This window comes from Paenibacillus popilliae ATCC 14706, from assembly GCF_000315235.1.
Taxonomy (GTDB): Bacteria; Bacillota; Bacilli; order Paenibacillales; family Paenibacillaceae; genus Paenibacillus_B; species Paenibacillus_B popilliae.
The window spans coordinates 1-13,887 of the sequence record NZ_BALG01000001.1 but is presented as its reverse complement, the minus strand read 5'-3'; the positions used below and the strand labels follow the sequence as shown (position 1 = coordinate 13,887).

At 50.0% G+C, this 13,887-nt stretch carries 15 protein-coding genes and 2 pseudogenes; 14 read left to right on the top strand and 3 right to left on the bottom strand.

The window, feature by feature from the left end:
* Positions 1-13: 13 nt before the first annotated feature.
* Complete coding sequence (locus PPOP_RS00060) at positions 14-790, top strand: SDR family NAD(P)-dependent oxidoreductase (protein WP_006283900.1); 777 nt, start codon at positions 14-16, stop codon at positions 788-790.
* Positions 791-808: 18 nt separating this feature from the next.
* On the opposite strand, the pseudogene PPOP_RS24995 reads toward PPOP_RS00060, so the two are convergent.
* A pseudogene (locus tag PPOP_RS24995) lies at positions 809-913 on the bottom strand (DUF2573 family protein); the annotation flags it as partial.
* Between the two features lie 143 nt (positions 914-1,056).
* Here PPOP_RS24995 and PPOP_RS00055 point away from each other — a divergent pair.
* The 4 genes from PPOP_RS00055 (at position 1,057) to PPOP_RS00040 (ending at position 6,285) form a co-directional block, all read left to right on the top strand.
* A complete protein-coding gene (locus PPOP_RS00055) occupies positions 1,057-2,364 on the top strand; it encodes a DEAD/DEAH box helicase (RefSeq protein WP_042226692.1) in 1,308 nt (435 codons plus the stop codon).
* Between the two features lie 185 nt (positions 2,365-2,549).
* Positions 2,550-3,956, top strand: a complete 1,407-nt coding sequence (locus PPOP_RS00050; RefSeq protein ID WP_006283898.1) for an ABC transporter substrate-binding protein — start codon at positions 2,550-2,552, stop codon at positions 3,954-3,956.
* Between the two features lie 308 nt (positions 3,957-4,264).
* Positions 4,265-5,047 (top strand): ABC transporter ATP-binding protein, encoded by a 783-nt coding sequence (locus tag PPOP_RS00045; protein ID WP_006283897.1) that lies wholly within the window; start codon positions 4,265-4,267, stop codon positions 5,045-5,047.
* Positions 5,035-6,285 (top strand): ABC transporter permease, encoded by a 1,251-nt coding sequence (locus PPOP_RS00040; protein WP_006283896.1) that lies wholly within the window; start codon positions 5,035-5,037, stop codon positions 6,283-6,285. Before PPOP_RS00045 ends, PPOP_RS00040 begins: the two co-directional genes overlap by 13 nt.
* Before the next feature lie 70 nt (positions 6,286-6,355).
* On the opposite strand, the gene glpX is transcribed toward PPOP_RS00040, so the two are convergent.
* Complete coding sequence (glpX, locus tag PPOP_RS00035; protein WP_006283895.1) at positions 6,356-7,375, bottom strand: class II fructose-bisphosphatase; 1,020 nt, start codon at positions 7,373-7,375, stop codon at positions 6,356-6,358.
* 264 nt (positions 7,376-7,639) lie between these two features.
* Here glpX and PPOP_RS19710 point away from each other — a divergent pair, with 264 nt between their 5' ends.
* The 9 genes and pseudogenes from PPOP_RS19710 to PPOP_RS25575 all read left to right on the top strand — a co-directional run.
* A complete protein-coding gene (locus PPOP_RS19710; RefSeq protein ID WP_093470935.1) occupies positions 7,640-7,813 on the top strand; it encodes a GapA-binding peptide SR1P in 174 nt (57 codons plus the stop codon).
* Positions 7,803-8,630, top strand: a complete 828-nt coding sequence (locus tag PPOP_RS00030) for a hypothetical protein (protein WP_006283894.1) — start codon at positions 7,803-7,805, stop codon at positions 8,628-8,630. The genes PPOP_RS19710 and PPOP_RS00030 overlap by 11 nt, the downstream gene beginning before the upstream one ends.
* Positions 8,631-8,685: 55 nt before the next feature.
* On the top strand, positions 8,686-9,399 hold the full coding sequence (locus PPOP_RS00025; protein ID WP_006283893.1) for a helix-turn-helix transcriptional regulator: 714 nt from the start codon (positions 8,686-8,688) through the stop codon (positions 9,397-9,399).
* A gap of 24 nt (positions 9,400-9,423) precedes the next feature.
* Positions 9,424-10,245: a pyruvate, water dikinase regulatory protein gene (locus PPOP_RS00020; RefSeq protein ID WP_006283892.1), complete on the top strand. Its 822-nt coding sequence runs from the start codon at positions 9,424-9,426 to the stop codon at positions 10,243-10,245.
* 85 nt (positions 10,246-10,330) lie between these two features.
* Positions 10,331-10,474, top strand: coding sequence for an ATP-binding protein (locus tag PPOP_RS23650; protein WP_305082441.1), 144 nt, complete (start codon positions 10,331-10,333; stop codon positions 10,472-10,474).
* A 444-nt stretch (positions 10,475-10,918) separates the two neighbouring features.
* Positions 10,919-11,077 (top strand): hypothetical protein, encoded by a 159-nt coding sequence (locus tag PPOP_RS22445; protein ID WP_006283891.1) that lies wholly within the window; start codon positions 10,919-10,921, stop codon positions 11,075-11,077.
* A gap of 105 nt (positions 11,078-11,182) precedes the next feature.
* Positions 11,183-11,872: an ABC transporter ATP-binding protein gene (locus PPOP_RS00015; RefSeq protein WP_006283890.1), complete on the top strand. Its 690-nt coding sequence runs from the start codon at positions 11,183-11,185 to the stop codon at positions 11,870-11,872.
* Between the two features lie 4 nt (positions 11,873-11,876).
* Complete coding sequence (locus tag PPOP_RS00010) at positions 11,877-13,175, top strand: hypothetical protein (RefSeq protein WP_042226689.1); 1,299 nt, start codon at positions 11,877-11,879, stop codon at positions 13,173-13,175.
* 161 nt (positions 13,176-13,336) lie between these two features.
* Positions 13,337-13,666, top strand: a pseudogene (locus tag PPOP_RS25575) (hypothetical protein); the annotation flags it as partial.
* A 54-nt stretch (positions 13,667-13,720) separates the two neighbouring features.
* On the opposite strand, the gene PPOP_RS21520 reads toward PPOP_RS25575, so the two are convergent.
* On the bottom strand, positions 13,721-13,887 hold a 167-nt coding region (locus PPOP_RS21520), incomplete at its 5' end, for an IS30 family transposase (protein WP_148277778.1).

Below are 13,887 nucleotides of genomic sequence, written 5' to 3'. Positions count from 1 at the left end.
GGAGCAGTAGGAAATGGATTTGAAAGGGAAAATTGTGCTCATTACAGGAGCATCGAGCGGCATCGGGGCTCTGACCGCCCAAGCCGTAGCGGCAAAAGGAGCTGTTCCGGTGTTGACGGGACGTTCGCGGAAGAAGCTGGAGGCTGCCGTTCTGGGCATGATAGCGGAGCATGCCGTCTATACGATGGACGTGACGAGCGACGATGACGTGGAACGTGTTGTAACCGATGTTCTGAAGCGGTTCGGACGAATCGACATACTGCTTAACAATGCGGGTTACGGAGAATTCGAGCGCGTCACGGACATGAGTGTGGCCCGGTTCGCCGGCATGATGGACGTCAATTATATGGGGGTTGTGCGCTGCTCGAAGGCGGTACTCCCGCACATGCTGGCACGCCGTGATGGCCATATTGTGAACGTTGCGTCTATGGCAGGCAAGATCGGATCTCCCAAGTCTGCCGGTTACAGCGCGACGAAGCACGCTGTGCTCGGGTTTACGAATGCGCTACGGATGGAACTGGCGGGGACTGGCGTTGCCGTGTCGGCCGTTAATCCGGGACCTATCGATACGCCCTTCTTCGAACTGGCCGATCCGTCAGGCCAATATGTTCATAATGTTCGCTGGTTCATTATGCCGCCGGAGAAGGTCGTGCGCCATCTGCTTCGCATCATGGAGACCCGCAGACAGGAAGTGGATTTGCCATGGATAGGAGCGTTGGGCATGCGCCTCTATGCTCTCTTTCCCCGCATATCCAATCGAATAGCAGCTAGATTGCTGAACAAAAAATAAGCCGCTCTGATGGTGCGCCTCGTTCATTTGCTTCATCTCCTCGAATAGCGCCCATATTTCCGCCTTACCTTCCAGATGGGCATTGTCCCAATGCCGAGTCAGGTTCGGCATCGTCTTATGCATCTGAGTTGTACCGCATTTTGCTGCCAGGATGGGCCGGTCAAGGACGAAAAGTTTGGTGACGGCGCTTCTTTCCGCTATAATAGAGCCATGGATGACGCAGTTGAGCGAGATATACATAGAGATATACATACATACATGAACGGATGTCATGTCATAGAGAGGAACGATGCAGTTTGAGCACCACGTTTGCTTCCTTGTCGATTACCGAGGAATGGTTAGCCAAGCTTCAAGCGAAAGACATTACCGCTCCGTCGCCAGTACAGGTGGAAGCGATTCCGGCAGCGCTGGAGGGCCGCGATATTCTGGCCCAGTCGCAGACCGGAACCGGCAAGACACTGGCTTACCTCTTGCCGGTATTGATGAAAATAGACGCTTCGCACCGAGGCACACAGGCGGTTGTGATTGCCCCGACGCAGGAGTTGGCCATGCAGATCGTGCGGGAGGCGGAGTATTACGGCGGGGGAAGCGGCATACACGTCACCGCGCTCATTGGCGGAGCCGCGCTGAACCGCCAGGTGGAGCGGCTGCGCGACAAGCCGCAGTTGGTCGTCGGTACGCCTGGCCGAATCCGGGAACTGATTGAAATGCGCAAGCTGAAGATGCACGAGGTTCGAATGATCGTCGTGGATGAAGTTGATCATCTGCTGCAGAAGGGCGGAGCCCGCGATACGGACATGGCGATACGCAGCGCGCTGCGCGATCGGCAGCTTCTCTTTTTCTCCGCGACTCTTCCTCAGGAGGTCCGGGAACTGGCCGGCCGCTTCATGCAGTCGCCAGCGCAGATCGGAATCGAGCCCGACAAGCGCATGGCGGACACGATTCAGCATCTGTATGTTGCCGTAGAGCGGGACAAGATCGATATGGTCCGCCGTCTTATCCGGCTATGGAACCCGAAGCGGGCGATCGCGTTCGTTAATGACACGAACCACATCGGAGAATGGGAGGCGAAGCTGTCCTATGTCGGCCTGTCGGTTGCCTCCCTGTACGGCGATGCGCCGAAGCAGGAACGGACAGCCGTGCTGCGGCGTTTCCGCGAAGGCCAGGTCCAGGTGCTCCTGGCGACCGATGTTGCGGCCAGAGGATTGGATATCACGGATCTGCCGCTTGTCATCAGCATTGAGCCGGCGCTGGATGCGGAGCATTATATCCATCGCGCTGGCCGCACCGGCCGGATGGGCCGTCAAGGCACGTCCGTCAATCTGATTACGCCACAAGAGCGGTTCATTATGGGCAAGTTCGAACGTGAGCTAGGAATTACGATCGCCGAGCGCGTCTTCTACGAAGGGCGTCTGCATGACCCGAACACGAATCGGGGAGGCAAACTGAACCGCAAGCCGCGTGGCGCGCGCGATGCCGCCGCATCCGCAAGGAAGGCGCAGCCCAAGTCGGAGCGTCACCGGAAGCGGAAGGACAAAGGTGCGCCGAAGTGGCTCAAGGACAAACGAACCTAACGATCAGGAAAAGGTTAAGCACCGCGGAATGGACATCATTCGGCGGTGCTTTTGCATTACGGGAAGGAATTGAACTCAATTCTAGCAATAATATAACAAAAACATATCATTTCCTGTATATGGTTGAACTTTGTTTTGTTAGCCGATATACTAAATTTGGAATGGGAAAAGGAGGAGAACAAATTGTGGTAAGGATTTGGAAGATTGCTCTGCTTTTAACTCTGGTCGTTGCTATGCTCAGCGGCTGCTTCAGCGAGAAGCCGGTGCTTGAAGAATTGGGGAAGGACGGGAAGGGGAAAATCAAAGTTGTCTATCACGATGAAGACAGCTTCTACTCGGAGTATGGCCATAGTTTTAATATCAAATATCCAGACATTGAATTTGAAGTGGTGGATCTGCAAGAAATGTACCAGCAATTGCAAGATAAGGAAGATGTCGATTATCAAGAAGAAATGCGGAAGTTTTTGGACAAGCATAAGCCGGACGTGTTGATGATCGATTTGCAAACGATGGAGAAGATGGCTCAGGAAGGCAAGCTCTATAATCTGGATGCCATCATCGCCCAGGAGTCATTCGATCTGGAAGGATATATGCCGGGCCTTATCGACATGATTCGAGGAAAGGGAAGTGGTTCGCTATTCGGACTGGCCCCTAATTTCTACACGAATGTAATCTTTTATAATGCCGAGTTGTTCCGGGAGCATAATATTGAACCGCCGCGCAATAAAATGACCTGGCAGGAGATAATCGATTTGTCGAGCCGCTTCACCGGCACCGGCTCGGGCGAGAATCAAATTTATGGCTACTACGAACGATTCGGTACTGCGGAACAACTGCTGAATAACATCGCGACCGGTTCCTCACTGCGCCTGTTCGATCCCAAAGGGGAGAAGCTCGTCTTCAATACGGATGGCTGGAAGCGGGCGATGAAGCTGGCTTCAGACGCGATCCGGAACAAATCGGTCTATGCCCAACCAATGGATGACAACAATGAACATGCATTTATGGAAGACAACGACCTCTTTTTCAAAGGCAGGGCGGCGATGATTATTGATGCACCTTGGCTTATCTCCCAGTTGAAGAATAACGCCAAGTGGGATAAAGAAGCAAAGCCAATCGACTGGGGCATGGTGACGGCGCCTGTCGATCCGGCTGCTCCGGATGAATCATCGTATGCAAGGCTTAATGAAGTATTTGCAATCGCAGCCGATTCCCCGAACAAGCGGGCCGCGTGGGAGTTCGTCAAATTCGTAAACGGGCCGGAACTGGCCAAGGTGGCCTCTCGATCGACGAGGGGAAATCTGCCGACACGGAACCAGTTCATGAAGGAAATTGACGGCAAAAGCACGGAGGCGTTCTATTTGCTCCGCCCGAAGACGGAATCCGACTCCATGTGGGATGGAACGAATGTGGAGGTACCGCCCGAGTTCTACTCGGAATTCACGACGATTCTGTCGAAAGGATTAAAAGCCGTGATAGACGGCAAGAAGACGGTGGAGGAAGCGGCCGCCGCCATCCAGGCGGAAGGAGAGATTGCGCTGCAAAAGGGCCGAGATGCGGAGAAGGCGCGCAAAGAGGTTCAAAAGAAATAAAAAGGCGAAGGCGGCAAAGCCGCAGAGGATAACAAAACAGAAGGAACGGCAGTGCGGAGGCAGGCACATCCAAAGGGGATTGACCTGCAGAAAATGAAGTCGGAATTCACGGCCGCTGACATAAGTTGGCGGCCTTTTATGCATACTTCGCAACATGTCCAACTTTTCATATAAGAACGGGTAATCCTACACCCGGACGGCTTCTGTATGGCCTTGTTGAACCTGATAATAGTGGAATTGAAGCATGGCGCCGGTCTGTTCGCATCCTCTCTCCGTGTCCGGTATAATAGGCGGTGAGGTGACGATATATGGAATCTTTATTACATATTGAACGATTGACCGGCGGATACAGTGTCGGCAGACCGGTTCTTCACGATGTTAACTTCACTGTCGAAGCCGGCCAGATGATAGGGTTGATCGGGCTGAACGGAGCCGGCAAGAGCACGACGATGAAGCATATTCTCGGATTGCTTGAGCCGCAATCCGGCAAGGTGACGCTGCAGGGACACACGTTGGCAGAGGCGCCAGAGCAGTACCGGGCCGCATTGGCATATGTTCCAGAAACCCCGCTGTTGTATGACGCCTTGACCGTGCGCGAGCATCTGGTCTGGACGGCGACCGCTTATGGGGTGGACAAGGCCAAATTCGAGCAGCGAGTAGCCGAGCTTGCGCAGCTGTTTCAGATGGAGCCACATTTGGATAAGGCGGCTCAGCATTTATCCAAGGGCATGAAGCAGAAGACGATACTGATGTGTGCATTTGCGGTTCGGCCTCCGCTCTACATCATTGACGAGCCGTTCCTTGGCCTTGATCCGATCGGCATCCGTTCGCTGCTTCAATATATGAAGAACGTCAAGGAAGAAGGGGCAGCGCTGCTCGTCAGTTCGCATATTTTGTCCACGATTGAGCATTATTGCGACGGCTTCGTCCTACTTCATCAAGGAAGAGTATTGGGCGTGGGCAGTCAGGAGGAACTGCGGAAGCAGTGGAGCGGACAATCCGGCCGACCTGTCGAAGAACGGCTGGAGGATCTTTTCTATACGTGGGTGACCGACACGCAGGAGGGCGGTGATCGTCTATGGAACGGATAACCTGGGAACCGGACGGAACCGCGCCGTTCGATGCCCGTCAGCTATGGCAGCAGCGCCGGCAGCGGTTTTGGAGGCAAGTGATCCCTTATTTGGGCTATGTTGCACAGAGTGGTCTGGCCGTAGTGCTCATTTTGGGATTTATAACCGGGACGGCTTTTTACGCCAATTTTTTGGATTCCATTCCTCCTGGCTTCCCGGTTCGCGAGTTGGTGCTGCTTCTGGTGGCGCCGGCGACGGCTTACATGACCTACCGCACGTTCCTGGAGCCGCCGGATCTGGTCTTCCTGCTGCGAGCAGAGGGGCGGCTTGCCGATTATATGAAGCGGAGCATCCGCTACAGTCTCATCCCGAGAATGCTGCTTCCGCTGGCGGTATGGATCGTACTGTGGCCGTTATACCATCGGGCGGATCCGAATCCGAAAAATTTTGCGCTGCTGCTGGCCGTAATCCTGCTACTGAAGAGCGTCGCTGCTGTCGGAAGTTGGGGTGAACGACAGATGAGCGATCCGTCTATCCGCAGAGCAGGCCGATGGCTTCGCTATGCTTGGGTCTGGGGAGCCACGGCGAGCTGGCTCTGGCTGAGCATCCCGGCTGCAGCGCTTATTTCGGGAGCTACGGGAATAGGATATATCGGCTGGACGGTTACCCGGAGCAGGCTTCGTTTTCCATGGGAGTACCATATCGAGACGGAGCGGGTTCATGCGAGCCGGGCATTTCTGTTCCTCTCGAACTTTGTCGATATTGCCGTTTCAGAAGAGCGCCGAACTATACGGCCTTGGCTGAAGCGGTTCGGCGATCGCCATGCCTACCGGCCTCAAGCGGCTTACCGTTATTTGCTGGCGAAGACATTCGCCGGCAGCGAGCTGCTAGGTATTCTGATGCGGCTGCTCGTCATTGGCCTGCTAGCCTTATTTTGGATGCGGGATTCCGTCTGGAGCGCAGCGACCTACGGGCTGCTCCTGCTCATTATCGGAGCCCAACTGCATACCTTGTTCACGTATCACCGTCATGACGTCATGCGGAGCATTTATCCGCTACCGCCTCATGCCCGGCATGAAGCTGCGCTGCGAATGAGTACAGCCATTCATCTAAGTTGTGCCATCGTCCTGCTGATCCCGCTCTGGCTGGGAGCGACGGATTGGAGCTTCAAGGGAGCCGTCTCGGCGGGCGGATTCGTGCTCGTGCTGTTGTTCCGGTTCAAGCGCGCCAGGCGGCGAGCGGATGATGATGAAGCCTAAAGACGGTAAGAAGGGTATCCAGTGCCTGACGTGCAGGGATACCCTTCTTCGTTCCACGGACAGCCGGCATCTAGATCGCATCGGAACGTCTATCAGCCGAGGCAGAGGTGACCTCCGGTACGACGGCATCCGGCCGCAGGGAGCAAGGGTCCATCGCATGCAGCGTACGGACGAAGCGCAGGGTGCCGGTCTTGGAGCGCAGCACGAGCGAATGCGTCTCCGCATAATTGCCTGACGTGTTCCGTACCCCTTGCAGCACATCCCCCGGTGTGATCCCGGTCGCCGCGAAGATGACATCGCCCCGCCCGCACAGATCCTCTGTATGCAGTAGCCTATCGGGAGGATGAACTCCCATCGCCAGGCACCGGTTCCATTCCTCTTCTCCGGCAGGCATAAGACGAGCCTGCATCTCTCCGCCGATGCAGCGCAGTGCAGCTGCGGCCAGCACGCCTTCCGGGGCGCCGCCTGAGCCGACATACAGATCGACGCCGGACTCCGAGAATGCCGTGGCCAGCGCACCAGCCACATCACCCGCCTCGAGCAGCTTCAGCCGGACGCCGGCACGTCGCAGGGCAGCGATCTCGGCAGCATGGCGTTCCCGATCGAGAATGGATACCGTCAGCTCCGATACATCGCGCCCCAAGACGGTTGCCGCCTTCTGCACCGTCCATTCGAGCGGATCATCCAAAAGAAGATGACCTCTGAGCCGCGGGCCGCAGGCAAGCTTGCGCATATACATATCGGGCGCATGGAGCAATTGCCCCCGGTCAGCTATCGCGATGACGGATAACGCCCCGTTCAATCCTTTGGCTACCAATTCCGTGCCTTCGACGGGGTCTACCGCGACATCCGCCTCCGAGCCTTCGCCGGATCCAACCGATTCTCCGATGGAGAGCATCGGCGCACCGTCCATTTCACCTTCTCCGATGACGACCGTACCTTGAATCGGAACCGAAGTGAACATGCTGCGCATCATGCTCGTCGCCGCGTCATCCGCTTCGTCGGAACACCCCCTGCCAATCCATTGCGACGACGCCAGGGCCGCCGCTTCGGTCACGCGAACACATTCTAAACTTAATTGACGATCCATATTTATTCACCACTCCTTATTATCACGTATTAAATAACTCTTAATATTGTGTTTTATTAAATAATATGATATATGATATGGGAAAGCAATCCGTTATTTTGTCCAGTCAAACGAATTGTTACAAGAATATGATGCTTTATGACATCATATTTATAGGGTATCAGCCAGAATTTTCCGCGATCACCGTCATTAATGACACTATAATGCATCGGGTTAGGACAATGAGGATAACCGTTACGATGATTAAGGAGAGGTGGATGTGTGATGGAACAATCCCAATGCAAGCCGTTATTGGGCTCCATTTTATGCAAACAATGCAGCCGGTTTATCGCAGAACAAGATACGGAGCGGGTAACAGTCTATTACGTGGACTGCAAATCACATGGCTGTCACGAGGGTGCGGCACCGGAAAAAGAGGTACATCATCTTGAAGTCTAGTGCGCAGTCGGCATGGCATCAGGAAGCGGAATGGAGCGAGGGTGGGCAGGCAACGTATTTTCGCCTCATCCGCCGCACCGGTTCCGCATGGGGTCATATATGGGATGAAGACATATCAGGGCAGAGTGCATCGCTCAGCCGGACGGTTATGCGCTGCAGAAAGCGTTCAGACATTCATGTTGCTCTCAGCCGGGAAGCCGCCCACATCTTGCTCACCGCGGGCACAGAACCGATCTTGACGCCGGAACGAGTCCGGCTTGTGAGGGAGATGCTGCAGGCGGACAATGCGTTAGAGCGAAGTGCCGCACTTAACAAACTGGTTCCGTTCATGACGTCAGAATATGAGTCCTTCATCAAGGCTGCTTCATCATCCCGCCCCGTGCATTTATATATCATACTGGCGGATGCTCGCTTGAAGGAAGCGCTGCCAAGCCTAACGGATATCGAGCAGTGGTTCGTGATGCGACGCTGGAAGGAATGGCTTCTCGCCGATGAGGATCGAAAGCCGGTGTTCATGTCGGACGCCGTGCCGGATTGGATAGACATGCAGGCGGAGGCGCTGTTCCGGGCGGTCGATCGTTGTTACCGGACCGGCAGCAAAGCTCATGTTACCGTCATGCTTCCCTATCATCCGGAGACTTGGGAGAAGCATGTTCGCATGGCCCGCTCTGCCGCCGAGCAGATTATGGGGGAGACGGCCAAGCGAAGCGGCCCGTTAGTCGGCCTCTGGATGACGGGCGATGTAGCGGGGGGAGATGAAGATGAGCGGATTGCGGATGCGGATATCGTATGGAGATGCTCATTCTTCCCTTATTAAGCTTGGAAACGATCCTCCTGCCCGACGGTAAGATCGTCTCTTCTGTGGGGCATTGATGGAAGCCGCCGAATTGCAGTACAATGTAGGGAATGAAGATACACTTGAACATGAATCATGTCGAAGGAAAGAGGGGGGATGCGCCATTCAACTTACGCCGCGCCAATCAGAAATCGTACAGCTCGTGCAACGATCCGCGCCGATTACCGGCGAACAGATCGCAGAGCAGCTCGGGATCAGCCGACCGACGATTCGCTCCGATCTTTCCGTCCTTGTGATGCTGGGGTATTTAGATGCCAAGCCGAAGGTCGGTTATTTCCCGGGAAACATTACGGCAGGCGCCCCTAGCGAGCCGTTGAATATTCGAGTACAGGACGTCCAGAGCATGCCCATCATCGTCCGGGACACTTCCACTGTTCATGATGCCGTGGTTGCGTTATTTCTGGAGAATGTAGGAAGCCTAATTGTAGCTGATGATGAGGGGATGCTGCTTGGCGTCGTCTCAAGAAAAGATTTGTTGAAGGTAACGCTTGGCAATGCGGTGGCGGGGACAATGCCCGTCAGCTTCGTGATGACGCGCACGCCGCTGATTACCGTAAAGCCGGAGGATTCGATAATCGAGGCCGCCAACAAGTTGGACGAGCATGATATCGATACGCTGCCTGTCGTTGTACAGCGTGGAGATGCGTCCAACGACAAATGGGAGGTCGTTGGGCGGTTATCCAAGACGACGATCCTGAAAGTATTTCTTCGTCAGGTGAAGGGCAGGTAAAGGAAGGGAAGGGGAAGCGCGAGCATGGAAGAATCGAGCCAACAATCTCCATATATTGTGACGGTATGTTCTGATTCGCTGGGAGATACCGCTGAATCCGTCGTACGGGCGGCAGCACGGCAATTCCATGGACAGGAAATTATCATTCAACGGAAGAGCCATGTGAAGCAGGAGGATGAAATCAGAGCATTGATGGAGCAGGTGAGCCGAGAAGGCGGCTTCGTCGCCTATACGCTGGTGCAGCCCGAGCTTCGGGAAATGATGAAGGAAGAAGCGATTCGGCTCGGCGTGCGAGCGGTTGATATCATGGGGCCGATGATGCAAGCATTCATTGATACGTTCAATGACTTTCCGAAGCGTCAGCCCGGTTTGCTTCATACGATGGATGACGATTATTTTCGCCGCATGGAGGCTATCGAATTCACGGTCAACTGTGATGACGGGAAGGATACGACGGCGATTGTCGAAGCGGATATCGTGTTGATCGGCCCTTCCCGCACTTCGAAGACGCCGTTGAGCGTCTTCTTGAGCCATAAGGGCTACAAAGTCGCCAATATTCCGTTATCGCCGGAAGTGAAGCCGCCACAGGAAATATTCCGGATGCCTGGCGAGCGCATCTTCATGCTGACGATGCCGGCCGAGCGGCTGCTGCGCATCCGGGAAGAGAGGTTGAAGAATCTGGGCCTTCCGCATAGCTCCATGTATTGCTCCGCCGAGCGGATACAGGAGGAGCTGGATTATGCTACCATGCTGGCTGACAAATGGAATTGCCATGTATTCGATGTATCCGACAAAGCAATTGAAGAGACGGCGAACGCCATTATCCGGCTGCTCCCGTCTTCGTAATAGAAGCTAATACCTTGTTAGTAGGCACTTTAGAATAAGAGAGATCCCTTGTATACTATATTTAAAGCATGCCAAATAAACCTCCATGCATTGGAGGTTTATCCTTGACCGTATCCTTCACCACTCCGGTACCGATCATATCAACGGTGAGAGCTATCGCATCAAAGATAAGAAAAAGGCCGTCTTCTTGCGTCCTGATTCAATAGGCGACGCTGAAGCCGAACGATGAAATTGGGGAATTTTCGAGCGATACGTTTGGGAAATTTTCATCCAATATTGACGTATTAGACTGAAAAATATAGTTTGTAGACTAGATAAAATAAAGTACTAGACTCACGCGGGCGTCGTCGAGCTAACGGGATGATAGTTTTAAGATAATGCTATACCGTAAACAATGGAATATCTTTCGCCATTTCGTATAATGCGGCGGATACGTTTTCATAACTGATCGAATCGCATCTTAACAAAAACTTAGGGAACTAAGACATGTTTTACAGTTGACCAGCATAAAAATAATGGGTATAATTGGAAGTTGTTATTTAGAAGAGTTTTTTACATAAAATGAGAGTGTCGTTCAACAATGTTCTGAAAATATAAAAAGCTATGTGCACTACATAAAATGATCCCTAACTCCCTTTTTATATACTCCAAAACCCAAAGGAGGAATCTTTACATGGAATTTAAACTTGATCTGCAAGCTCTTGAAAATGTTTCTTTTGAAGAAGTAGAAACCATTGACATGGAAGGCACGCTGGGCGCTACTGAAGGTGCTGCTTCGGTAGGTTCCGCGATGCCGATCTTCCCGTATTTCTGGTTTACCTGCTCTGCTTAATACTATTTTAACTTTTTGCCTCTTTGCGTAACACAGTTACAAAAGGATCATTTTTAATATGATAGAAAGGGGTTAGGGGTCCAGAATGAAGGGTGCATTCCGATTATGAATCATGTACTACTAGACGTTCATTCACTAGTTGTTGAGATGAACAACAAATGTTTATTAGATCACGTAAGCTTCCAAGTGCAAGCGGGCAGCATATGTGCGTTAATGGGTCATAATGGCGCGGGAAAAAGTACGACTTTACAAAGCATAATGGGACTGATCAAGAAGAAAGGGGGCTCTATTTCCATCAATCATTACACCCTAGAACATGATGTTTTTCAATATAAACAACAATTTAGTTATATACCTGAAGAGCCCATGCTCTTAGTGGAGTTTACGGTATTCCAGTATTTTCAGTTCTACGCATCCCTTTACGGGATTAATGAAACTGATTTCAAATCACGTGTTGAATATTATACTTCATTGTTTGATCTGACGGAAAAACGTAATGAGTATCCAGAAAATTTATCGAAAGGCATGCGTCAAAAAGTCAATATTATTGGTGCTTTAATCGTTGAAACACCTTTGATTATCATAGATGAACCTTTTATTGGATTGGATGTTAAAGCTTCAACCTTTTTGGAGCAGGAACTGAAAAGGAAGGTAGATCAAGGGGCTACGATTGTACTAACTTCGCACGTAGTTGAACGCATCAATAGGCTATGTGACCAGTATATCGTTTTGGAGAAGGGCAAAATTATCGAACAGGGAGATATAGATCAATTTGAAACTTATATAGGGAAGTAAAGTGATGACCATAATGAATCTTGAGTACAATGCTTATAAGCAGGTAAAGCGTAGTAGGCAGAAGAAAATTTTGAATTTATATAAATTATCTTTTTCGATTTTATTTGATAAATGGACGCTGATTTACAGCACTCCATTTGTTATTTTGATCGTTATGTTTATTCGCCAACAACTCATGAATACCATGCTTCCATCTTATGTGAATAACGATTTTTACATGATCAATATTCTATTGATTGTTCTAATCATTGCTGTTTATTCGCTTTGCAGCGTCATAAACTGCAGATATAGACTCACCGTATCTGATTACACGCTTCGTTATTTTCCATTAGATGTAAATCGGTATGTTAAGTATGTCATTCTTAACGCTCAACTTAAAAGACTTGTTCTTTTTTCACTACTCCCCTTTTTCCTGTTCATTTCCAAAGTTATCTCGATTCCATACGTTCTGTTATTACTGGTAAATTTTTTTATAAGCGATTCTTTGGCTGGCTTCATTCAGTGGAGATTATTTCATAACCTTGCAAAGCATAGATTGGTTTGGTTTATAGCATGGCTACTTGTTACGATTCTATTTATCTTCATTGGCATCAATGGCTTATTTTATAGCATTCATGCCTATTCCAGCTCCATCTTACTAGCGCTTTTAAGTATTGGTGGCATCCTTTATTTTTTTGCATTGAAATCGGATTTCTTAGCTAACATGGATTGGCAAAGGGCCATTCACTTTGGTGAAAATAAAACCTATAACTTATTTTTCGTAAAATTGGTCACGGGTAATTTTTCAGCTTATCAAAAACATGCTTGGATCCCAACAAATGAAATTCGATCCATAAAGGAAATCTCTTATTCATTAGATAGCTTGATCAAGCATTTATTCAAGAAAAAACTGTGGCAAAAAAAAGGGACAATGATTAGCCTACTATCAAATTGCATGGCGTTAAATATTTTTTTCAGTAATATGTCAATGCCTTTTTCGTTGTTCATGGCTTTTATTATTCCGTCCTTTTTATTTCTAACCACAATGAGAACAGTGTTCATAGATGCATTAAGCCAGCCTTTTATACAAACAATACCTCTACAACATCAGATGATAAGTTCAATCTTTTTAAAACTGACTGTTGCTATTGCTTTTTTCATCCATTTACCTCAAGTCTACTTTTTATTCGCTCATCATGGATTCCTTTTATCAACTGTTGTATATGTGATGCAAATCATTTCAATTTATGTCATGTACAAGCGGATGATCCATATTGGTGGTAAGAAAATCCTGAATTACGGTGGACGAATATGGAGAATGTAACCTATATTACAGATGATGAAGTTTTAGCTGACGAATTAACTCGTATGTACAAATTTAATACTGGTTCCTTCGAGAGATGACAGACCTGGGAATTTGGTTGATGTGGTATTCGGACAAAAGAAAAAGCATATAGAGCGCTGAATTCAGAAGCTTTAGAGAAAGTGTTGCAGGACTTTCCGATTGGGAAGGTAAGCATTTTTAAGCAAGAGAAAATATTCAAATATAAAGAAGTTTATGTTTCGAGAATAGAGGCTGATATTCTAGGTAAGAACGAATTTGGTATCGGTCGTAATTTGTCCAGTGCCGCAGCTCAGCAAATAGCGAAGCTCGAAATATTAGAGCGATTATCTTTAAACGCAAATATCGGTAAGGTTTCAAGTAGTAATGCAAAAATCAGTGAGTTACAAAATGGTTTAAACCCTTTAAAATTCGATCCTACTATCCAATTTTCTAATGATAAAAAATATGATTGGGTTAAGGGTGTTCACTTGAACTCGAGTTGTACAGTATTTATTCCTTCTCAGCTTATTTTTTTGGACGGATTGTCAAGCCAAGTGCGACAGTTCCTCTGCAAAGGATTCGTGAGCGGACTTCCAGCCCAAACATTTTCGTGGTCGATGATTGATCAGGTAAAGAGCTTTCTCCAAAACCTCATCTGTAATCTGGGCGAAATCCGTCCCTTTGGGGAAGAACTCTCGCAGCAAGCCATTGG